Genomic DNA, 21,794 nt, shown 5'->3' on the forward strand with positions numbered 1-21,794 from the left:
CATTATGCCTGTAACTAATTTAGCTGAACTTGATGCTCTAGTAGCGCGCGTTAAAGCGGCTCAAGCAGAATTCTCTACTTACTCTCAAGAGCAAGTAGATAAAATTTTCCGCGCAGCATCATTAGCAGCTAACCAAGCTCGTATCCCTCTAGCGCAACAAGCGGTAGCGGAATCAGGCATGGGTATTGTTGAGGATAAAGTAATCAAGAACCACTTTGCGTCTGAGTTCATCTACAACAAATACAAAGACGAAAAAACGTGTGGCATTCTTGAAGAAGATAAAAACCTAGGCACGATGACTATCGCTGAGCCTGTAGGCATCATCTGCGGTATCGTTCCAACCACTAACCCTACTTCTACTGCAATCTTCAAATCTCTCATCTCTTTGAAGACTCGTAACGGTATCATCTTCTCGCCACACCCACGTGCGAAAAATTCAACTAACGATGCAGCTAAACTCGTGTTAGATGCCGCAGTTGCAGCTGGCGCGCCAAAAGATATCATCGGCTGGATTGATCAACCTTCAGTTGAGCTATCTAACGCGCTAATGAAGCACGAAGGTATTGCACTTATCCTTGCAACAGGTGGTCCTGGCATGGTGAAAGCAGCTTACTCGTCAGGTAAACCAGCAATCGGTGTAGGTGCAGGTAACGTTCCAGTTGTAATCGACGAAACGGCAGACATCAAACGTGCAGTTGCTTCTGTTCTTATGTCTAAAACATTCGATAACGGTGTGGTATGTGCTTCTGAGCAAGCGGTTATCGTTATGGACGAAGTGTATGACGAAGTAAAAGAACGTTTCGCGAGCCATAAAGCGCATGTTTTAAGTAAAGCAGACGCAGACAAAGTACGTAAGGTACTGCTTATCGATGGCGCACTAAACGCGAAAATCGTAGGCCAACCAGCAACAGCCATCGCTGAAATGGCGGGCGTTAAAGTTCCAGCAGATACTAAAATCCTTGTCGGTGAAGGTATTGGCGAAGTTTCTTATGACGATGAATTCGCACATGAAAAACTTTCTCCAACACTTGGCATGTTCCGCGCGACTTCTTTCGAGAACGCGGTAGAACAAGCAGTAAGAATGGTAGAAATCGGCGGTATCGGCCACACTTCTGGTCTATACACTAACCAAGACGTTAATGCAGACCGTATCCGTTACTTTGGTGACAAAATGAAGACGGCGCGTATTCTTGTAAACATCCCAACCACTCATGGTGGTATCGGTGACCTTTACAACTTTAACGTTGCACCATCTCTAACGCTAGGTTGTGGTTCTTGGGGTGGTAACTCGATTTCTGAGAACGTAGGTCCTAAGCACCTAATCAACAAGAAAACTGTTGCGAAGCGAGCTGAAAACATGTTGTGGCATAAACTACCTAAGTCAATTTACTTCCGTCGTGGTAGCCTTCCAATCGCTATGAGCGATCTTGAAGGCAAAAAACGCGCATTCCTAGTTACTGACCGTTTCCTATTCAACAACGGTTATGCAGACGACGTAGTGACTCTGCTGAAGTCAAACGGTATGGAAGTTCAAACATTCTTTGATGTAGAAGCTGATCCAACTCTATCTGTCGTAGAGAAAGGCGCTGAAGCAATGAAGAGTTTCCAACCAGACGTGATTCTAGCACTTGGTGGTGGTTCACCAATGGATGCGGCGAAGATCATGTGGGTTATGTATGAGCACCCAGAAACTCACTTTGAAGAGCTTGCAATGCGTTTTATGGATATCCGTAAACGTATCTACAAGTTCCCTAAAATGGGTCAAAAAGCAGAATTGGTTTGTATCACGACTACTTCAGGTACAGGTTCAGAAGTCACACCATTTGCCGTTGTAACAGACGACAAAACAGGTGCTAAATACCCACTAGCGGATTATGAGCTAACACCTAACATGGCTATCGTTGATGCGAACCTTGTGATGAATATGCCTAAGTCTCTAACGGCATTTGGTGGTTACGATGCTGTGACTCACGCTCTTGAAGCCTATGTATCTGTTCTTGCGAACGAATACTCTGATGGTCAAGCTCTACAAGCACTTAAGATGCTGAAAGAGTACCTACCATCAAGCTACAAAAATGGCGCAGCAGACCCAATTGCTCGTGAAAAAGTGCACAATGCAGCGACTATCGCAGGTATTGCTTTTGCTAACGCGTTCTTAGGTGTATGTCACTCTATGGCGCACAAGATCGGTGCTGAGTTCCACATCCCGCACGGTCTTGCTAACGCATTGCTTATCTCTAACGTTGTGCGCTATAACGCGAATGATAACCCAACCAAGCAAACTGCGTTCTCTCAATACGACCGTCCACAAGCACGCCGTCGTTACGCTGAAGTGGCTGACCACTTAGGCTTGAGCCAAGCGGGCGACCGTACTGCTCAGAAGATTGAACGTCTACTGACTTGGTTGGAAGAGCTGAAGAAAGATCTCGACATCCCGCTATCTATCCAAGCGGCTGGCGTGAATGAAGCGGATTTCCTCGCAAAAGTTGACGTGCTATCAGTTGAAGCGTTTGATGACCAATGTACTGGTGCAAACCCCCGCTACCCACTGATTTCTGAGCTAAAAGAAGTACTTCTTGCGGCTTACTATGGTACAGCGTTTGTTGAAGGTGAAACTTTCGAAGGCACTACCGTTATCAAGAAGAAAGATGACCAAAAACCAGCAAAGAAAAAGTAAGCTGAGTTATTGAGAGATTTTCGCTAGCACGAAACAATCTCTATCGGGAAAAGATAAAGCCTCACCGTCTGGTGAGGCTTTTTTTGTATCGAGTAACTTCATCATCAAAGCGTGGATGGGTATCTATCCCCACATGACTAAGATAGCGGCAATTGCGACTAGAACAAGCCCCAGCCCATCTTTAATTTTCACCGATTGTTTTAGCCAAAAAATAGAAATTAACATCGTAAAAAAGATCTCAATTTGGCCTAAAGTTTTTACATAAGGCACGGTTTGAAGAGACATTGCACTGAACCAACCAATAGAACCAAGACAGCTACTTGTGCTGGTTAATAGCGTTAGCTTAGGTCTTACCCATAATTGTTTTAATGAGTTGTTGTCGGTCACCATTAGGTAAATTAGCAGTAATAAAGTCTGCAGTGAAATGACCAACAATAATACCCAAGCAGCACTGTGTGGAAAGGGTAAGCCAAGCGCTAAACTGGCTTCACGTACCCACAATGAAGTGAGCGCAAAGGCACTACCACAACTTAATCCCAGTAAAACAGTTGGCATTGAAAGCTGCTTAATATTGCCGTGCGTGCTCATCAAAAATACACCAATGCCACCAACGATGACGCCAATCCAGCCCAAGCCTGTCAAATGAGTCCCAAAAAAAATCATCCCTAAAATAGCGGCAACTAAGGCTTCGCTTTTGGCTAGCCCAGCACCTACAGCATAGTTATTTAATTTAAAAAGCTTAACCATGAGCGCAGTCGCGATGATTTGCATCAATGACGCGCCGATAATGAAAGCGATAAAGGTCAATGACAATGTAGGTAATTTCGCGGGTATGAAATGATACAAAGTGATGAGATAGAGAGCCGCGATGGGGCCAGCCCAAAGAAAGCGGGCAAGGGTAACACCAGTAGTACTGACCTCAGTTGCTAAGCGACTTTGGAATGCATTGCGCCAAGATTGCATGAATGCGGCCAGAAGGGTGAATAAGATCCAAGTCATGGAAGTCCATTTTGAGTGACAAGAAAGAGGTAATGCTATGAGATGCAGAGATATTGGGCAAGCGGAATATAAAAAGGGCTGCGAATGCAGCCCTTTAATGGTATTTAAACTCGGTTCAGAGATTAATACTGTGGTTTAGTCATTGCCGCACCAGCTTGACTTTGCGCTGACTGGCTGCCTGCCGCACGAGTTGCAATTCGTTCAGCATGGAAAGGTGCTGATACGATTTCAATCTCTTTGAGCAATAAAGAGCCTGAGGCTTTGGTCATCGGAGAGAATGCATGCGCTTTGATTGTTTTAGGTAATACGGCTTCAGGTGCCTTAGTTACTGCTTCAACCTTCAATGTTGGTACTTTCTCTGTCGTGGCTTTTTCTTCGACAACGAGCTCAATAGCGGTAGTCTTTTCAATAACAACTTCTGCGATCACTGGCTCTGAAATAACGGCTTCTACAGTGACCGATTCTGTGACTGAAACCGATTCTGTTACCACTGTCGATGGTACTTGAGGTTCAATAGCGTCCTGCAAAGAGACTGTAACAGGTTCTTCAACGACGCTCTGGTTCTCTTCGTGGCGAATAATGACCTTACCCATTGCCATTTCAGGGAAAGCAAAACCACCTAACGTTATCTCGGTATTGTTATCTACGACATCTGCCACTTGTTGAACAGGTTCAACCGCTGCGACTTGCTCTGTTACCGGTGCTTGATACACAGGTTTAGAGAGGTCATAGCGAGGCATCACTTTACCCATTGCCATCTCAGGAGAGGCAACCCCACCTTTGCGTAAACGGAATGGGTTAGGGCGACGATCACGACCACGGCGTCGACGTTGACCACTGGCTCGTAAATGACGAGGGGAGCGGCGATTGCGACGTTGATTTTGATCGTCATTCTCATTGTCGTCGTTTGGTGTAACGACCGATGTCTCAACAGATTGTGCTGTTTCAGCTTTTACGGCTTCAATAACCTCTGCTGCCGGGGTTGTATTGATCAACATTTCAGCTTCTGGTTGTTCTTGAGCGATTGTCTGATCTTTTACACGAACTTGTTTGTTTAACTTACGGCGTTGACGGCGTTCTTTGACTTTTGCCGTTTTCTCTTCCGTTTTATCTTCATTCGCTGTCAAGGTAACGGCTTGCGCTTCAGCCGCAAGTTGTAGCCCTTGCTCCGCTAACTTTTCAGATTTGCTGTCATCACGCTTGTTGCGGCGCTCTTGTTTTGGCTTGCGAGCTTGTGTCTTACGAGGCTCGTTAGTAGCAACAATTTCTTTGTCTTGTGTTTCTTCAACAAGAGCAGAGGTATTGACAGGTTTACGTTTGTTTCTGTCACGGTTTGCGTTGTCGCGATTAACATTTTCACCGCGTCCGTTACGACGACGTTGGTCATTTCGATCACGACGCTGGCGTGGTGCTTGGCTACGTTCGTTTTCTTGTTTTTGTTGCTCTTCCTCAGTTTTCACCTCTTCCGTGGTGGTTGAGAAGATGCTACCTAGAGCTTTAACGATGCGGCCAAATAGACCTGGTTTACCTGGTTCAACAGCGATCTCTTTGACTGGAACCGCTACCTCTGCTTTAGGTGTTGGAGCTGGAATAGTTTGTGCTGGAGCAGCAAACCCTTTCAACGCAGGTTCTTCAATGCGTTTTGGTTTGAAATCGATATCTGAGCTTTCTTTACCTTCTGCTTCTTTCAGTGCTTCTAGTTTCATTGGCACTAAGTAAGAGAGTATTTCTTGCTCTTCCCCTTCACGGACACGGATCACTTCAAAATGAGGCGTTTCCATTTCAGAGTTAGGGACAATGGTGATCTCGACTTCTTGAATGCGTTCAATATGATTGATTGAGCGACGTTTTTCATTGAGTAGATAAGATGCAATAGGAACGGGAACCACCGCCATAACTTGAGCGGTATTATCTTTTAGTGCTTCTTCTTCAATGAGACGTAAAACAGAGAGCGCAAGAGATTCATTATCACGAACCACTCCGGTGCCAGAGCAGCGTGGGCAGATATGGTGGCTTGCTTCGGCAAGTGATGGGCTCAAGCGCTGACGCGACATTTCTAACAAGCCAAAACGTGAAATTCGGCCAATTTGTACGCGAGCACGATCTAGGCGTACGGCATCGCGTAAACGGTTTTCTACTTCACGTTGGTGACGAACAGGAGTCATATCGATGAAATCGATAACCACTAATCCGCCCAAATCGCGCAGACGTAATTGGCGAGCAATTTCATCGGCTGCTTCTAAGTTGGTGTTAAGCGCCGTCTCTTCAATATCGCCGCCTTTTGTTGCACGAGCAGAGTTGATATCAATTGAGGTCAATGCTTCGGTTGGGTCGATCACAATAGAGCCACCAGAAGGCAAACGCACTTCACGCTGGAAAGCCGATTCGATTTGGCTTTCAATTTGGTAATGGCTAAATAGGGGTACTTCACCGTCGTATTTTTTTACACGACTCACGAAGTCAGGACGCACCAAACTAATGTGCTCAAGGGCACGTTCATAAATTGTGTTGCTATCAATTAGAATTTCACCAATGTCACGACGCAGATAATCACGAATTGCGCGTACAATGACGTTGCTCTCTTGGTGAATAAGTAGCGGTGCAGGACGCAAATCGGAAGCCTGTTTGATTGCGCTCCAGTGATTGAGCAAAACGTTTAAGTCCCACTCTAGCTCTTCCGCACTTTTGCCCACACCTGCAGTGCGAACGATAAGGCCCATGCCTTGAGGAAGCTCTAAACTGCTCAATGCGGTTTTTAATTCGGTACGCTCATCGCCTTCGATACGGCGTGAAATACCACCGGCACGAGGATTGTTTGGCATAAGAACTAGGTAGCTACCAGCAAGAGAAATGAAAGTGGTCAACGCAGCGCCTTTGCTGCCTCGCTCTTCCTTTTCAACTTGGACAATAACTTCTTGGCCTTCTTTAAGCGCTTCTTTGATGTTTGGACGGCCTTGGTAAGTGTAGCCATCAGGGAAATATTCGCGGGCAATTTCTTTGAGAGGAAGGAAACCGTGACGTTCAGCGCCGTAATCAACAAATGCAGCTTCTAAACTCGGTTCAACACGGGTGATACGTCCTTTATAGATGTTCGCCTTTTTAGATTCATGCCCTGGACTTTCGATGTCTAGATCAAAAAGTCGTTGGCCATCAACCAGCGCGACACGCAACTCTTCTTTTTGAGTTGCGTTAATTAGCATTCTTTTCATTTAAAAATCTCGTTATCTTTCTTTAGTTTTGATTATTGGACTTGTTGCTGGGTTTCGTTTTCACGGTGCCAGATCCCATGACTAAAAGGTGCAGCCTCCCGGCTGGAGGGGATGCTCTAGGGCACTTCAGTTATCGCACGCACACGATTGCCTGCGATCCGCGTATTGGCGGAAAATACTCAACATGAAATGACGATGAGTAGAGCAACAAGATAGCTTCGCTCAATAGTGTCTTACGCCATGTGCAGCACATTGACGCTTAGCAGTCTACTCACTATTTTGCTCAAAAATGGACGGTAAAGAATAAAAAATCACCGAATCATTCATTGCAGCTGTGAACTATAGCAGTGACAGGTAAACACAGCAATCTGCTTTGTTATGAACAGGTCAAAAAAATGAGAATAGGTCTAAAAGTTAGATGGCTAATTTAATGTTTATCAAAGAGTTTTAGTTGTTAAAGTAAGAATTGTAATGGGTAATATTTAATTTTATCCACAGTCACATTTCAATTGGTGTAATTCTCGCCAATTTGCCATTAAACAGCAGATGAAAATATTCTTTTTTGTGGCGAAGAAAATGTGAATTTAAACAATTTACAGTGGTACAATGGCGCCCATGAGTGAAATTAGAACCCAAGTCCAGCTCATCGATATCGATGAAGATATGGCTGGTCAACGCATTGACAATTTTTTGCGTAACCAATTAAAAAACGTTCCCAAAAGTATGGTTTACCGAATCCTGCGCAAAGGAGAGGTTCGTGTAAATAAAAAACGCATCAAAGCAGAATATAAGTTATCGGCTGGTGATGTGGTGAGAATACCACCAGTGACTCTCGAACAGTCGGATCAAGAGAGCAACACACCCAATACCAAATTGAGTAAAGTCGCTGAGCTAGAACACTGCATTATTTTTGAGGATGAGCACTTACTTATTCTGAATAAACCTTCCGGTACGGCTGTTCATGGTGGGAGTGGTTTGAAATTTGGCGCAATTGAAGCGCTACGTGCATTGCGCCCAGAAGCTCGCTTTTTGGAATTGGTGCACCGTATCGATCGCGATACGTCGGGCATTTTATTAGTGGCTAAAAAACGTTCCGCGTTGCGCCATCTCCAAGCCCAGTTTAGAGAAAAAACGATTCAAAAATATTACTTTGCTTTAGTTATGGGGCAATGGAAAAGCGGCTGTAAAGTCGTGAATGCGCCACTATTGAAAAATGAAGTGAACAGCATTGTGCGAGTCAATCCAAACGGTAAAGCATCGGAAACGCGCTTTAAGATCCTTGAACAGTTTGCACAAGCAACTTTGGTGCAAGCCAGTCCGATCACTGGCCGTACTCATCAGATCCGCGTTCATACTCAGTATACAGGGCACCCGATTGCGTGGGATGATCGTTATGGTGACCGCCGTTTTGACGCATATACCGCACAGTTTGGCATTGACCGATTATTCTTACACGCGGCCAATATTCGTTTTATTCACCCTTCGACAGAGGCGTTAATGGACATTAATGCACCACTCGATACTCAACTAGAGCAAGCATTAGTCAAATTGAGAAACGCTTAAGGCCAGCTTTCATTCGTTAACGAGTAGCAACATAGTAGAAACATAAAGTAATGGTCGAAGTCATGGTATAAAAGTGAGCGCAGATCAAGGCGCTCACTGTTAATCATTATCCTAAAACGGTAATGCCTTGAGACTCAAGCATTGAGACTAGCTTAATTAATGGTAACCCAACCAAACTATTAGGGTCATCACCTTCTAAACGTTCAAAAAGTGCAATGCCTAGGCCCTCACACATAAAGCTGCCTGCGCACTGTAGTGGTTGTTCTTTTGCCACGTAAGCCGTCACCATCTCGGTAGATAAAGAGCGAAAATAAACCGTGAAGGGTTCTACGGTGACCATGCATTGACCAGAGACTGAGTTGTAAACCGCAAGCCCAGTATAAAAAGTGATGGCTTTTCCACTTTGTTTGAGTAACTGCTTAATGGCTTGTTCTTGAGTATGAGGTTTGCCAATAATCTCACCGTCAATCACGCAAACTTGATCAGAACCGATGACTAAACTGGGTTGGTTTGGATGGCAAGATCTTGCTTTCGTTTCTGCTAAACGAGTCACCAGATCTTGTGCGGGCTCACCAGGTAACGGAGTTTCGTCGCAATTAGGCGAGCAGGTAACAAAAGGTAGATCCAGCTTTTTAAGTAATTGCTGCCGAAACGGCGAAGTAGATGCTAAAACTAGTTGGTAATTTTGCATTTTGATTTAGAATTGCTGCGAATTTTACCGCAGCATATATCAATCAGACATGCTGTACATAATTCTCTCAGTGGAAAGGGGAAAAAACGAACTTTTTTGCCTTTTTCTTTGACTAAAACCGATTTGGAAGATAATATTCGCGCCCTATGCAAAAGGTAAAAATACCGCGATCGATTGATCCGGCTAAAGCAGCTCAAAAACGACTCGATTGTGATGGTATCATCCAACGCAGTCTTTTTAAGCGTTTAGAAGAATCAGTCGCAGGCGTTAAACGCGACGCACAAGTCTCATTGTCATTTGGGCTTGATGAACAGCGACTAGTTGTTATCTCTGGTAAAGCTAACATCTCTGTCGATTTAGAGTGTCAACGCTGTAACAAGGTTTTCGCACATGAGTGCGAAGTCCAATTCAAGTATACTCCTTACTTGGGGAGTAAAACGGATGAAGACGCACCGGAAGAGTACGATTTGGTAGATCCGAATGAGTACGGTGAGATCGACCTTGTACAATTAGTTGAAGACGAGTTCATCATTAATTTGCCACAAGTAGCAATGCACGATAGAGCGGAATGTAGCGTTAATTCAGACAATTTAGTATTTGGTGAACTTCCAGAAGAACTAGCGGAAGAAAAGCCGAATCCATTTGATGTTTTAAAAAACTTAAAACGATAATTCGTTATAGGTTAAGACAAAGGAGTAGGGTCAATGGCCGTACAAAAGAGCAAAAAATCACGCGCACGTCGTGGCATGCGTCGTTCACATGATGCGCTAACTACATCTGCACTATCTGTAGATGCGACTTCAGGTGAAACTCACCTACGTCACAACATGACTGCTGACGGTTATTACCGTGGCAAAAAGGTTATCAGCAAGTAAGGTTGACCTTTGCAATATTTAACCGTTGCACTTGATGCAATGGGCGGGGATTTCGGTCCTCGCGTAACAGTGCCTGCCGCCGTGCAGGCACTGTCGCATTTCCCAGAGCTCAAAGTGATCCTCGTTGGTGATCAAGTTTTGATCACACATCAATTATCTCAATTAGGTTATGAACTTAATACTCGCTTGAGTATTTTGCACAGTGACCGCGTTATTTCTAACTCCGAAAAACCTTCTCTGGCCTTACGCAATAGTGCTGGAAGTTCAATGGGCATAGCAATTGACCTAGTTTCTGATAGCCGTGCTGATGCTTGTGTCAGTGGTGGTAATACAGGTGCGCTCATGGCGTTATCTCGTTTTCGTCTGAAATTGCTGCCCGGCATTGATCGTCCTGCATTAGTTTCGGCGTTGCCGACGGCTTCAGGTCAACGCACTTGGATGCTGGATTTGGGGGCGAACGTATCAAGTGATGCAGATTCTCTGTTTCAATTTGCTGTCATGGGGAGTGCGCTGGCCGAACAGCATTTAGGCCGTTCTGCAAAAGTTGCCATCCTTAATATTGGTGCGGAAGAGATTAAAGGGAATGATTTAGTGAAGCGTTGCGCTGAAATGCTGAATCAAACTCAGGCCGTCAACTATATCGGCTATATCGAAGGTAATCAGTTGTTGGATGATGTCGCTGATGTGATTGTTTGCGATGGTTTCGTCGGTAATGTTTGCCTGAAAGCATGTGAAGGCACAGCACAACTCTTTATTGATAAGTTAAAAAGCCAACTTTTGGGCTCATCCATAAAGGGTTGGATTGCACGAAAACTGTTTTCTTCATTATTTACTGAACTAAAAACATTGAACCCCGACCAGTATAACGGCGCAAGTTTGTTAGGATTGCGCGGCATTGTCATAAAAAGTCATGGAAGTGCTGATGTACTCGCCGTCGTGAATGCGATTTCCGAAGCGGTACACGAGGTCAAACGACAAGTCCCCAGCCGTATAAGCGATCGTTTGGAAGCGGTTTTACTCGAGAGGCATTATTAGTCTTCATGTATAGCAAAATTTTAGGTACTGGCAGCTACTTGCCATCTCAGGTGCGTACCAACGCAGATTTAGAGAAAATGGTAGAGACAAGCGATGAGTGGATTATTGCCCGTACTGGTATTCGTGAGCGCCGCATTTGCGCGGAGAATGAAACCGTTGCGGATATGGCTTTCTATGCAGCGCAAAATGCCATTCAAATGGCCGGCATTGATAAAAACGATATTGATCTGATTATTGTTGCAACAACCAGCAGTAGCCATGCATTTCCTTCGGCGGCATGTCAGGTGCAAGGTAAGCTTGGCATCAAAGGATGTCCCGCTTTTGATTTAGCGGCGGCCTGTTCGGGTTTTGTCTATGGATTATCGATTGCAGATCAACACATCAAATCGGGTATGTGTAAAAACATTCTTGTCATTGGTGCTGATGCCTTGTCTAAAACCTGCGATCCAACAGACCGCTCGACAATCATTTTATTTGGTGATGGCGCAGGCGCTGTCATTATTGGTGCAAGTGAAGAGCCAGGAATTTTGTCGACTCATATCTATTCTGATGGTGAGTTTGGCGAGCTCTTGAGTTTACCTGTTCCAGAGCGTGGTGGTGATGCTGATAAATGGCTTTATATGGCGGGTAATGAAGTCTTTAAAGTGGCAGTGACGCAACTCTCTAAGCTTGTTAAAGATACGCTTGCTGCCAATAACATGCACAAATCAGAATTAGATTGGTTAGTGCCTCATCAAGCTAACTATCGCATTATTTCCGCGACCGCGAAAAAACTATCGATGTCACTTGACCAAGTCGTAATAACGCTTGATCGCCATGGTAATACGTCTGCTGCTACCGTCCCAACCGCGCTCGATGAAGCCGTGCGAGATGGGCGAATTCAACGTGGTCAAACGTTATTGCTTGAAGCCTTCGGTGGTGGTTTTACTTGGGGCTCGGCACTCGTTAAGTTTTAAGCGGATAGATTTTTATTTTAAGGGGTTGGTTCAACCTCTTGTTTTTACTTAAGGAAACAAACAATGAGCAAGTTTGCTATCGTATTTCCAGGTCAAGGCTCGCAATCAGTTGGTATGCTTGCAGAACTTGGTCAGCAGTATGATGTCATTCAACAGACATTTGCCGAAGCTTCTGAAGTGCTGGGTTATGATTTATGGGCATTGGTACAAAATGGCCCAGTAGAAGATCTTAACCAAACCTCTCGTACTCAACCGGCATTACTCGCTTCTTCTGTTGCCCTTTGGCGGTTATGGCAAAGCCTAGGTTTAGAGCAGCCAGCCTTGCTTGCTGGCCATAGCTTGGGTGAGTATTCCGCACTGGTGTGTGCAGGTGTAGTTGACTTTAAGCAAGCCATCAAATTAGTAGAGCTGCGCGGTCAGTTAATGCAAGAAGCCGTTCCGGCAGGCGTAGGTGCGATGTCGGCTATTATCGGTCTTGATGATGAGCTGATAGCAAAAGCGTGTGAAGAAGCTGCTCAAGGTGAAGTGGTTTCACCGGTTAACTTTAACTCGCCAGGCCAAGTTGTCATCGCAGGCAATAAAGATGCAGTTGAACGTGCGGGTCAGTTATGTAAAGAGGCCGGAGCAAAGCGCGCGCTGCCATTGCCAGTTTCTGTTCCTTCTCACTGTGCTTTAATGAAGCCAGCAGCAGACAAGTTAGCGGTTGCATTACAATCGATTGAATTTCATGCACCACAAATTCCGGTTATCAACAATGTGGATGTAATAGCAGAAATTGATCCGGCCAAAATTAAAGATGCGTTAGTTCGTCAACTATACAGCCCTGTTCGTTGGACGGAATGTGTACAGTTGATGAGTGAGCAAGGCATAGAAAAGCTGCTTGAAGTTGGCCCAGGCAAAGTTTTGACAGGCCTGACTAAGCGCATTATTAAATCGCTTGAATCAGCAGCAGTGAATGACATTGCTTCACTTGATGCCGTTAAGTAATCAAAGGAAAGAATAGATGATGAACCTAGAAGGCAAAATTGCTCTCGTGACTGGCGCAAGCCGTGGTATTGGCCGAGCGATCGCTGAATTATTAGTTGAACGCGGTGCAACAGTGATCGGCACGGCGACTAGCGAAAGCGGTGCAGCGGCAATCAGTGAATATCTTGGTAATAATGGTAAAGGACTAGCGCTGAACGTGACGGATGTGGAATCTATCGCAGCGACGCTGAAAACCATCAATGACGAGTTTGGCGTGATCGATATTCTTGTGAATAACGCCGGGATTACTCGTGATAATCTATTAATGCGCATGAAAGATGATGAATGGTCAGATATTATTGATACCAACTTAACGTCTATCTTCCGCTTATCGAAAGCGGTGCTACGTGGCATGATGAAAAAGCGCAATGGTCGCATCATCAATGTGGGCTCTGTGGTCGGTACTATGGGTAACGCTGGTCAAACCAACTACGCAGCGGCAAAAGCGGGCGTAATTGGCTTTACTAAGTCTATGGCTCGTGAAGTTGCATCTCGTGGTGTGACGGTTAACACAGTTGCGCCAGGTTTTATCGAAACAGATATGACAAAAGCGCTGAATGATGACCAACGTACTGCTACACTAGCCCAAGTGCCAGCTGGCCGCTTAGGCGATCCACGCGAAATTGCGTCGGCAGTGGTATTTTTAGCTTCTCCAGAGGCTGCCTACATTACGGGTGAAACTTTGCACGTAAATGGCGGGATGTACATGGTATAAGTTGGTTTTTGAACGTTATTGATGAAATAAAGGCTTTGCTATTGTCAACAACGTGTAAAACTTGCTAACTATATGCGCAACATTTGTGCATGATTTAAGTCAAAAATGGTCTTAATTTCGGTTAAAATCGGTAAAATTGTGGTTTGACCAGCAATGACCCACTTGCAACTTTCCCTAGTTAGAATAAACTACGGAACCATCGCATTAGGCGAAATCTGTAAAGGAAAAGAAAACATGAGCAACATCGAAGAACGCGTAAAGAAAATCATTGTTGAACAGCTAGGTGTAGACGAAGCAGAAGTAAAGAATGAAGCTTCTTTCGTAGAAGATCTAGGTGCTGATTCTCTAGATACAGTTGAGCTAGTAATGGCTCTAGAAGAAGAATTCGATACTGAAATTCCAGATGAAGAAGCTGAGAAGATCACTACTGTTCAAGCTGCAATCGACTACGTAAACAGCGCTCAGTAATATCTCTCCCCAGGCGGCCCTCTGGCCGCCTGAGTTTTTCTAACTCTTCTATACCTCTCATAGAACTTTTCAACTCCGGAGAATATGATCGTGTCCAAGCGTCGTGTCGTTGTCACTGGCATGGGTATGTTGTCACCGGTAGGCAACACTGTAGAATCTTCTTGGAAAGCCCTGCTAGCTGGTCAAAGCGGTATCGTTAATATCGAACATTTTGATACCACCAATTTTTCAACTCGTTTTGCAGGTCTAGTCAAAGACTTTAACTGCGAAGAGTATATGTCTAAAAAAGATGCCCGTAAGATGGATCTCTTTATCCAGTACGGTATTGCGGCGGGTATCCAAGCACTTAATGATTCTGGTATCACAGTAACTCCAGAAAATGCCCCAAGAATCGGTGTTGCTATCGGCTCTGGTATTGGTGGTCTTGACTTGATTGAAACTGGCCATCATGCCTTGGTAGAAAAAGGCCCACGTAAAGTGAGCCCGTTCTTTGTACCCTCAACGATTGTCAACATGGTTTCAGGCAACTTGTCTATCATGCGTGGTCTTCGTGGTCCAAATATCGCTATTTCTACCGCATGCACAACAGGTTTACATAACATTGGCCATGCGGCACGTATGATTGCATACGGTGATGCCGATGCGATGGTGGCGGGTGGTGCAGAAAAAGCATCGACACCACTTGGCATGGCGGGTTTTGGCGCAGCAAAAGCATTGTCTACGCGTAATGATGAACCGCAAAAAGCGTCTCGTCCTTGGGACAAGGGCCGTGATGGCTTTGTTCTAGGCGATGGTGCGGGTGTTATGGTTCTTGAAGAATATGAACATGCTAAAGCACGCGGTGCGAAGATTTACGCTGAGTTAGTTGGCTTTGGTATGTCTGGTGATGCTTATCACATGACTTCACCAAGCGAAGACGGTTCAGGCGGTGCGTTAGCGATGGAAGCCGCGATGCGTGATGCGGGCGTAACAGGTACTCAAATCGGTTACGTCAACGCTCATGGTACTTCGACTCCAGCTGGTGATGTTGCGGAAATTAAAGGTGTTAAGCGCGCTTTAGGTGAAGAAGGTTCGAAACAAGTTCTTGTCTCTTCTACTAAATCGATGACTGGTCATTTGCTAGGCGCGGCTGGTTCTGTTGAAGCCATTATCACCGTTATGTCATTAGTTGACCAAATTGTTCCACCAACCATTAACCTTGATGATCCAGAAGAAGGTTTAGGCATTGATCTTGTTCCACACACTGCCCGCAAAGTGGAAGGTATGGAATATGCAATCTGTAACTCTTTTGGTTTTGGTGGTACGAACGGCTCGTTGATTTTCAAAAAAATCTAATGATTGTGGTTGTGACACTTGAGTTTGAACGGCTTGATGCTTAGCATTGAGCCGTTTCTTTTTGTGGGGTAAGCACGATGTTTTGGGTAAATGGACAACCTAGTGACACTCTATCTCTTACTGATCGCTCTTTTCAGTATGGGGATGGTTGCTTCACAACGATTCTCGTTTGCGCTGGTGAGCTTCAATATTGGGATATGCACGTTGAACGCATGGAATCTTGTTTGCGGTGTTTAGCTATTCCTGCCCCTGATTGGCGGCAAGTTGAGCATTGGCTCTCAACGATCGTTCCTAGTACCGCAAAATCCGGTGTGAAAATTCATATTAGCCGCGGACAAGGTGGTCGGGGTTATAGCCCTGCTAACGTTGGCGATTCTCAAGTCACTATCAGTACCTTTGAGTATCCAGCCCATTATGGTCAGTGGATAGCCGATGGTATCGAGCTTGGTGTATGCCAACAGCGGATGGGACTCTCGCCATTATTGGCGGGTCACAAACATAACAATCGACTAGAACAAGTTTTATTGAAGTCAGAGATGGATGCAAAAGGGTACGCTGACGGCATCGCGCTAGACATCAATGAGCATGTCATAGAAACTACGGTTGCAAATATTTTTTGGTTGTCAGGGGATAGGTTATGTACGCCAAGCTTAGACAATGCAGGCGTAGCTGGGGTTATTCGTCGTGTATTATTGGCGGCGGCTACCGATCTCAAGGTTGAGGTGAGAGCATTCTCATTAGAAGAGTTATTGTCGGCAGATGAAGTGTTTATTACTAACTCCTTATTAGGCGTTGCGCCTGTCACGGCAATTGCAAATACGATTTTCCCTATTGGTAAAATAACACGCTATTTTCAGGAGCGTTTTAACTCGTGATTAATCGAATTTTCGTTGTATTACTACTGATCATTATCGCCGTTGGAGCTGGATATTTCTACATTGAGCGACAGGTAGATGCTTATTTAGAACAGCCTCTATCGCTTTCTTCATCGCAAGTCGTGACCATAAAATCAGGTACAAGCCTTAATGGCGTATTAACGCTATTGAATGAGAAAAAATGGATAACGGATTTTTCGATGTACAAGTTAGTGCGACGTCTGCATCCTGAAATAACCAAAATTAAGGCGGGAACTTACCAAGTACAACCCGGAGATCGATTGATCGATCTCTTAAGTGACGTGATATCCGGTAAAGAGCATCAGTTCTCTATTACCTTTGTCGAAGGGAGCCGCTTTAATGAGTGGCGAGCTCTGCTTGCACAAACCGAAGGCGTGACAAACACGATAGCTGATTTGGCAGAAGCCGACATTGCCCAAAAATTAGGCATTGAGCAGCAAAAGCTTGAAGGACTGTTTCTAGCGGAGACTTATCATTTCCCTTTTGGAACGACCGATTTTGAGATCCTAAAAAGGGCCAATAGACGTCTTGAGAAAATACTCGATCAGCATTGGGCCAATCGCCAGCCAAATCTGCCAATTAAAACGCCTTATGAAGCGTTGATTTTGGCGTCAATTATTGAAAAGGAAACGGCTATTGCTTCAGAGCGAGGGCGCATTGCCTCCGTTTTTGTCAATCGACTCAATAAACGGATGCGGCTACAGACTGATCCTACGGTCATTTACGGGCTTGGCGATGCCTACGATGGCAATCTTCGTAAAAAAGACTTAAGAACACCGACGCCATTTAATACTTATACTATTTTTGGTTTACCTCCTACGCCTATTGCGATGGCGGGGGAAGCCTCAATCAAAGCGGCATTAAACCCAGAGCAGAGCAATTATTTGTATTTTGTTGCCAGTGGCTCTGGTGGACACGTTTTTTCTAAAACATTGAATGAACATAATCGCGCTGTTCGCGCTTATTTAAAACAGTTAAGAACCCAGTCATGAATGCTAAATTTATTGTTGTAGAAGGTTTAGAAGGCGCAGGAAAAAGCACTGCTATTCAATCCATTAGAGAAACACTTATTGAGTTCGGCGTGACAAACATTACTCATACTCGTGAGCCGGGCGGGACTGTTTTAGCAGAAAAAATGCGCGCTTTAGTCAAAGAAGAGCATGACGGTGAAGTGCTTCAGGATATGACTGAGCTGCTATTAATGTACGCCGCTCGTGTTCAATTGGTTGAAAATGTGATTAAGCCTGCACTTGCGGCTGGTTCGTGGGTGGTAGGTGATCGCCATGATATGTCCTCTCAAGCCTACCAAGGTGGTGGGAGGCAAATTCCGCTAGAAACGATGCAAAACCTTAAAAAGGTAACGCTAGGTGATTTTAAGCCAGATTTTACTCTCTATTTGGACCTAGATCCGAGCATCGGTTTAGAAAGAGCCAGAGGTCGAGGTGAGCTTGATCGTATCGAAAAAATGGATATTGGTTTTTTTGAGCGCACGCGTGAACGTTACCTTGCCCTAGCTAAGGAAGATAAAAGCGTGGCTGTGATTAATGCTGAACAAACAATAGAAGCGGTGGCATTCTCTATCAAAGCAGCGTTAACCCAGTTTCTAGAAACCAATATGCTAGAGAGAAACTAGGGCTAAACATTGAGTAACAAATTAATGATAAATGATCTGTATCCTTGGTTAGCAGGCTATTGGCTTCAGTGGCAAACCAGCCTCAATAACCAGCAGTTCCCTGCGGCGAGCTTACTCGTTTCTCCCTCAGGGCTGGGCGCTGAACGGCTCATTGAGAAGTTGAGTGCAGCAGTGATGTGTTCGCATGGCCATTCAGAAGCGTGTGGGTTTTGTCATAGCTGCGAATTGATGAAGTCTGGTAGTCACCCTGATTTTCATCTGATCTCGCCTGAAAAAGAGGGGAAGGCGATTACCGTTGATCAAATTAGGCAATGCAATAAGTTGGCTCAAGAATCGGCGCAGCTTTCTGGTGCTCGCTTTATCGTTATTAATCCCGCCGATTCCATGAATGAATCAGCAGCGAATGCACTGCTCAAAACGTTAGAAGCTCCGGGGCGCAATTGTTTTTTCTTACTTGTCGCCTCTCGTATCAACCCATTACTCCCAACCATTATCAGTCGCTGTCAAAAAACGGTGCTGACACCACCGAGCAGTGAACAAGTCTCGCATTGGTTAAGTGAACAGACATCGCAACCTGTCCCTCCTTATGCGGCGCATTTAAATGGTTATTCACCACTAAATACGTTGGCGTTTATTCAATCGGGAGAGTTAGCAAAATATCAGGCTTTTGAGCAAAATATTGCTCATTGCTTAACCGATGCCTGTGCCGATATTTCCGCTTGTGTGAAGCAGATTAATGAGGCGCCTACCCAATATTTGGCTTGGCTGTGGACCATGTTGACCGATACGCAAAAGGTACAATTTGGCGTGGTTGAACAGCAGCAGCTTCCTATTAGCCTTCGATTAGCAAAACAGATCAGCTACCCAGTACTTTATCGCCAAACCAAGGCATTAACTCGTTTAATGGAAGAACTAAAGACGTTTAGTGGGCTCAATAGCGAGCTACTGATCAGCGATTGGCTATTTAACTTTAATGATGAGAAAACATGTTTGTAGATTCGCACTGCCACTTAGATAAACTTGATTACGATACGCTCCATATCGATGTTGCTGATGTAGTAGAAAAAGCTCGTCAAGCCAATGTTAAGCAATTGCTTTCTGTTGGCGTAACGCTGGATTCTTTTGAACCAATGTTAGAGCTTATTCAGCCCTTTGATAATGTTCATGCTTCTTGTGGTGTTCATCCACTTGACGTTGAAAGTCATTTTGAATTGACCCGCTTCCATCAATACGCGAGTCATCCCAAAGTGGTGGCGATTGGCGAAACGGGGCTAGATTATCACTATCAGCCGGAAACGGCTGAGTTACAGAAGTTACGGTTTTCACAGCACATTGAAACCGCCGTTGTCCTTAACAAACCTTTGATCATTCATACACGGAATGCCCGGGCTGATACTCTTGAAATGCTCCGTGATGGTGGGGCAGAAAGGTGCGGTGGTGTTATCCATTGTTTTACTGAAGATCTTGCCTTTGCACAAGCCGCTATGGAGCTTGGCTTTTATATTTCTATCTCAGGAATTGTCACGTTTAGACAAGCGACAGAATTGAAAGAAGTTGTGAAGGCGCTGCCCTTGGAACGCTTGCTGATTGAAACTGATTCCCCTTATCTTGCGCCGGTTCCACACCGTGGTCAGCAAAATCAGCCGGCCTACGTTGTTGAGGTTGCTGCTTATATCGCACAGCTAAAAAATCTGTCATTAAAAGAAATTGAAGAAAAAACGACCGAAAATTACCAAAATCTTTTTTTGCGACGGAAAGTTGAATTGTCGTGAGAAATGCGTGTAAGACGGCGTTTTTTATCAAGTTAGCGTGATAATTAACAACTTATTACCTTGTTTACTTAATCTGTTGAAAAAATAAGCTTGAAAGTTAAAATTGTAATTTTGTTACTAAAAATAACAAGTGCGCTAATTTTATTCACTCTGTGAAATTAATGGTATTGTTAACAATGTCATTATAAAACATGGAGTTATATTAATTGATTGGCAGTGTTTACACCCTCCCGCATTGTGATCGGTCTATTGTTTTGAAACAAAATTTCGTTACTAACTAGAAAGTTTGAGTGGCATCAAGATATATTTAGAGGCGAAAAATATAATGCGATATGTGGTTACATTTTCATTGGGTGCTAACATTTAGGCTACGGGGGTGTGCCGTTAGAACCCAAACAATTCTAATAACTTAATCAGGAGCATAAACATGTTTAAAAACCTTTTTGCAAACCTGCAGAAAGTTGGTAAGGCTCTGATGCTTCCAGTATCAGTTTTACCAGTTGCGGGTATTTTGCTTGGTGTGGGTGCAGCGAACTTTAGCTGGCTACCAGAAGTTGTTTCACATTTAATGGAACAAGCTGGTGGTTCGGTTTTTGGTCAAATGGCACTACTCTTTGCAGTAGGTGTAGCATTAGGCTTCACGAATAACGATGGTGTTTCAGGCCTGTCAGCAATTGTTGGCTATGGCATCATGGTTGCGACGCTAAAAGTAATGGCAGTCGTAATGGGTGTTGATAACATCGAGACGGGCGTTCTTGGTGGTATCCTTGCAGGTGGTGTTGCTGCTTGGGCATTCAATCGTTTTTACAAAATTCAACTTCCTGAATATCTTGGCTTCTTCGCGGGTAAACGTGCAGTACCAATCATTACGGGTTTCCTTGCGATTGCTCTAGGTATTGTTTTATCTATCATTTGGCCTCCTGTAGGTTCAGCTATCGCAACATTCTCTGATTGGGCTGCTAACCAAAACCCAGTAACCGCATTTGGTATCTACGGTGTTGTTGAGCGTTCATTGATTCCATTTGGTCTTCACCACATCTGGAACGTGCCTTTCTTCTATGAAGCAGGTACATGTACCAACAATGCAGGTACTACCGTTCACGGTATCATGACTTGTTTCTTGACTGCTGATGATGCGTCTCGCGCTGCAGGTAACGGTTTCGGTCAACTAGCGGGTGGCTACCTATTCAAAATGTTCGGTCTTCCAGCTGCAGCAATTGCAATTGCACACAGTGCTAAACCAGAAAACCGTGCCAAAGTAATGGGTATCATGGCGTCAGCTGCATTGACTTCATTCCTAACGGGTATTACAGAACCTATTGAGTTCTCGTTCCTATTCATCGCTCCAGTACTTTATGTTGTTCATGCTTTGCTAGCTGGTCTTGCTTATGTATTGACTAACGCTCTAGGTGTTGTTCACGGTCACACGTTCTCGAACGGTTTCATTGACTTTGTTGTTCAATCTCCTCGTGCTGAAAACATGTTGCTATTGGTTGGTCTAGGTATTGCTTATGCAGTTCTATACTATGTCGTGTTTACTTTCGTTATCCGTACGATGAACCTGAAAACTCCAGGTCGTGAAGATGAATCTGAAGAAGCTTCTTCTGCTACAGGCAGTGAGTTAGCTGGTGAACTTGTTGCGGCCTTTGGTGGTAAAGAAAACATCACTAACCTAGATGCATGTATTACTCGTCTACGCGTTTCTGTTGCTAAAACAGAAGCAGTAAACCAAGAGAAATTGAAACAGCTTGGTGCTGCGGGTGTTGTTGTTGTATCGGGTGGCGTTCAAGCTATCTTTGGTACTAAGTCTGACAACCTTAAAACTGAAATGGATGAGTGGATCCGTAATCACGGTTAATTCATATCTTTTCATTCCCCTATAAAAAAGGAGGCGAAAGCCTCCTTTTCTTTTGCCGCTAACTCGTTCATCAGCCATCCCCTATT

Annotated in this window: 19 protein-coding genes; 16 read left to right on the forward strand and 3 right to left on the reverse strand. The window is 44.5% G+C overall.

The genetic code is table 11. From position 1 onward, the window contains the following. Window positions 1-4 precede the first annotated feature (4 nt). On the forward strand, window positions 5-2,677 hold the full coding sequence (gene adhE, locus AACT21_RS13885) for a bifunctional acetaldehyde-CoA/alcohol dehydrogenase (RefSeq protein ID WP_013856398.1): 2,673 nt from the start codon (window positions 5-7) through the stop codon (window positions 2,675-2,677). Window positions 2,678-2,800: 123 nt separating this feature from the next. Here the strand turns inward: adhE and AACT21_RS13890 are convergent, their stop codons facing one another. Together AACT21_RS13890 and rne are read right to left on the reverse strand one after the other, a co-directional pair. Then, window positions 2,801-3,676 (reverse strand): DMT family transporter, encoded by an 876-nt coding sequence (locus AACT21_RS13890; RefSeq protein ID WP_088732727.1) that lies wholly within the window; start codon window positions 3,674-3,676, stop codon window positions 2,801-2,803. Between the two features lie 122 nt (window positions 3,677-3,798). Further along, window positions 3,799-6,885 carry a ribonuclease E gene (gene rne / locus AACT21_RS13895; protein ID WP_094164042.1) on the reverse strand — a complete coding sequence of 1,029 codons (3,087 nt, stop codon included), beginning with the start codon at window positions 6,883-6,885 and terminating at the stop codon, window positions 3,799-3,801. Between the two features lie 615 nt (window positions 6,886-7,500). Here rne and rluC point away from each other — a divergent pair. Then, complete coding sequence (gene rluC / locus AACT21_RS13900; RefSeq protein ID WP_088729014.1) at window positions 7,501-8,448, forward strand: 23S rRNA pseudouridine(955/2504/2580) synthase RluC; 948 nt, start codon at window positions 7,501-7,503, stop codon at window positions 8,446-8,448. Window positions 8,449-8,554: 106 nt separating this feature from the next. Here rluC and AACT21_RS13905 read toward each other — a convergent pair whose 3' ends face one another. Beyond that, window positions 8,555-9,139 carry a Maf family protein gene (locus AACT21_RS13905; protein WP_094164044.1) on the reverse strand — a complete coding sequence of 195 codons (585 nt, stop codon included), beginning with the start codon at window positions 9,137-9,139 and terminating at the stop codon, window positions 8,555-8,557. Between the two features lie 146 nt (window positions 9,140-9,285). Between AACT21_RS13905 and yceD the strand changes: the two genes are divergently transcribed. The 14 genes from yceD to ptsG all read left to right on the forward strand — a co-directional run bounded on the left by yceD (window position 9,286) and on the right by ptsG (window position 21,708). Then, complete coding sequence (gene yceD, locus AACT21_RS13910) at window positions 9,286-9,810, forward strand: 23S rRNA accumulation protein YceD (RefSeq protein WP_094164046.1); 525 nt, start codon at window positions 9,286-9,288, stop codon at window positions 9,808-9,810. A 33-nt stretch (window positions 9,811-9,843) separates the two neighbouring features. Then, window positions 9,844-10,014: a 50S ribosomal protein L32 gene (gene rpmF, locus AACT21_RS13915; protein WP_010319119.1), complete on the forward strand. Its 171-nt coding sequence runs from the start codon at window positions 9,844-9,846 to the stop codon at window positions 10,012-10,014. A gap of 9 nt (window positions 10,015-10,023) precedes the next feature. Next, window positions 10,024-11,049, forward strand: a complete 1,026-nt coding sequence (gene plsX / locus AACT21_RS13920; protein ID WP_017042562.1) for a phosphate acyltransferase PlsX — start codon at window positions 10,024-10,026, stop codon at window positions 11,047-11,049. Window positions 11,050-11,054: 5 nt separating this feature from the next. After that, window positions 11,055-12,005, forward strand: coding sequence for a beta-ketoacyl-ACP synthase III (locus AACT21_RS13925; protein WP_010319117.1), 951 nt, complete (start codon window positions 11,055-11,057; stop codon window positions 12,003-12,005). Between the two features lie 63 nt (window positions 12,006-12,068). After that, the gene (fabD, locus tag AACT21_RS13930; RefSeq protein ID WP_017045257.1) at window positions 12,069-12,992 is read left to right on the forward strand and encodes an ACP S-malonyltransferase; all 924 of its coding nucleotides are present in this window, start codon (window positions 12,069-12,071) and stop codon (window positions 12,990-12,992) included. Between the two features lie 19 nt (window positions 12,993-13,011). Beyond that, a complete protein-coding gene (fabG, locus tag AACT21_RS13935; RefSeq protein ID WP_026027249.1) occupies window positions 13,012-13,746 on the forward strand; it encodes a 3-oxoacyl-ACP reductase FabG in 735 nt (244 codons plus the stop codon). Window positions 13,747-13,980: 234 nt separating this feature from the next. Beyond that, a complete protein-coding gene (gene acpP, locus AACT21_RS13940; protein WP_014204679.1) occupies window positions 13,981-14,214 on the forward strand; it encodes an acyl carrier protein in 234 nt (77 codons plus the stop codon). A 90-nt stretch (window positions 14,215-14,304) separates the two neighbouring features. Then, window positions 14,305-15,549: a beta-ketoacyl-ACP synthase II gene (gene fabF, locus AACT21_RS13945; protein WP_026028275.1), complete on the forward strand. Its 1,245-nt coding sequence runs from the start codon at window positions 14,305-14,307 to the stop codon at window positions 15,547-15,549. A gap of 77 nt (window positions 15,550-15,626) precedes the next feature. Then, on the forward strand, window positions 15,627-16,424 hold the full coding sequence (pabC, locus tag AACT21_RS13950) for an aminodeoxychorismate lyase (protein ID WP_094164048.1): 798 nt from the start codon (window positions 15,627-15,629) through the stop codon (window positions 16,422-16,424). Continuing rightward, window positions 16,421-17,437, forward strand: coding sequence for an endolytic transglycosylase MltG (gene mltG / locus AACT21_RS13955; protein ID WP_094164050.1), 1,017 nt, complete (start codon window positions 16,421-16,423; stop codon window positions 17,435-17,437). Before pabC ends, mltG begins: the two co-directional genes overlap by 4 nt. Then, window positions 17,434-18,078: a dTMP kinase gene (gene tmk / locus AACT21_RS13960; protein ID WP_013856410.1), complete on the forward strand. Its 645-nt coding sequence runs from the start codon at window positions 17,434-17,436 to the stop codon at window positions 18,076-18,078. The genes mltG and tmk overlap by 4 nt, the downstream gene beginning before the upstream one ends. Window positions 18,079-18,087: 9 nt before the next feature. Continuing rightward, window positions 18,088-19,074, forward strand: a complete 987-nt coding sequence (holB, locus tag AACT21_RS13965; protein ID WP_094164052.1) for a DNA polymerase III subunit delta' — start codon at window positions 18,088-18,090, stop codon at window positions 19,072-19,074. After that, on the forward strand, window positions 19,065-19,850 hold the full coding sequence (locus tag AACT21_RS13970; RefSeq protein ID WP_094144433.1) for a TatD family hydrolase: 786 nt from the start codon (window positions 19,065-19,067) through the stop codon (window positions 19,848-19,850). Before holB ends, AACT21_RS13970 begins: the two co-directional genes overlap by 10 nt. A gap of 427 nt (window positions 19,851-20,277) precedes the next feature. Continuing rightward, a complete protein-coding gene (ptsG, locus tag AACT21_RS13975; protein ID WP_013856413.1) occupies window positions 20,278-21,708 on the forward strand; it encodes a PTS glucose transporter subunit IIBC in 1,431 nt (476 codons plus the stop codon). The last annotated feature ends 86 nt before the right edge of the window (window positions 21,709-21,794 follow it).

Source organism: Vibrio sp. V08_P9A1T1 (genome assembly GCF_963874405.1).
GTDB lineage: Bacteria > Pseudomonadota > Gammaproteobacteria > Enterobacterales > Vibrionaceae > Vibrio > Vibrio anguillarum.

What these genes read in the sequence shown, in the direction of transcription:
- adhE (WP_013856398.1), top strand. Translation starts at nt 5, where the DNA reads ATGCCTGTAACTAATTTAGCTGAACTTGATGCTCTAGTAGCGCGCGTT.
- AACT21_RS13890 (WP_088732727.1), bottom strand. Translation starts at nt 3,676, where the DNA reads ATGACTTGGATCTTATTCACCCTTCTGGCCGCATTCATGCAATCTTGG.
- rne (WP_094164042.1), bottom strand. Translation starts at nt 6,885, where the DNA reads ATGAAAAGAATGCTAATTAACGCAACTCAAAAAGAAGAGTTGCGTGTC.
- rluC (WP_088729014.1), top strand. Translation starts at nt 7,501, where the DNA reads ATGAGTGAAATTAGAACCCAAGTCCAGCTCATCGATATCGATGAAGAT.
- AACT21_RS13905 (WP_094164044.1), bottom strand. Translation starts at nt 9,139, where the DNA reads ATGCAAAATTACCAACTAGTTTTAGCATCTACTTCGCCGTTTCGGCAG.
- yceD (WP_094164046.1), top strand. Translation starts at nt 9,286, where the DNA reads ATGCAAAAGGTAAAAATACCGCGATCGATTGATCCGGCTAAAGCAGCT.
- rpmF (WP_010319119.1), top strand. Translation starts at nt 9,844, where the DNA reads ATGGCCGTACAAAAGAGCAAAAAATCACGCGCACGTCGTGGCATGCGT.
- AACT21_RS13925 (WP_010319117.1), top strand. Translation starts at nt 11,055, where the DNA reads ATGTATAGCAAAATTTTAGGTACTGGCAGCTACTTGCCATCTCAGGTG.
- fabD (WP_017045257.1), top strand. Translation starts at nt 12,069, where the DNA reads ATGAGCAAGTTTGCTATCGTATTTCCAGGTCAAGGCTCGCAATCAGTT.
- fabG (WP_026027249.1), top strand. Translation starts at nt 13,012, where the DNA reads ATGAACCTAGAAGGCAAAATTGCTCTCGTGACTGGCGCAAGCCGTGGT.
- acpP (WP_014204679.1), top strand. Translation starts at nt 13,981, where the DNA reads ATGAGCAACATCGAAGAACGCGTAAAGAAAATCATTGTTGAACAGCTA.
- pabC (WP_094164048.1), top strand. Translation starts at nt 15,627, where the DNA reads ATGTTTTGGGTAAATGGACAACCTAGTGACACTCTATCTCTTACTGAT.
- tmk (WP_013856410.1), top strand. Translation starts at nt 17,434, where the DNA reads ATGAATGCTAAATTTATTGTTGTAGAAGGTTTAGAAGGCGCAGGAAAA.
- AACT21_RS13970 (WP_094144433.1), top strand. Translation starts at nt 19,065, where the DNA reads ATGTTTGTAGATTCGCACTGCCACTTAGATAAACTTGATTACGATACG.
- ptsG (WP_013856413.1), top strand. Translation starts at nt 20,278, where the DNA reads ATGTTTAAAAACCTTTTTGCAAACCTGCAGAAAGTTGGTAAGGCTCTG.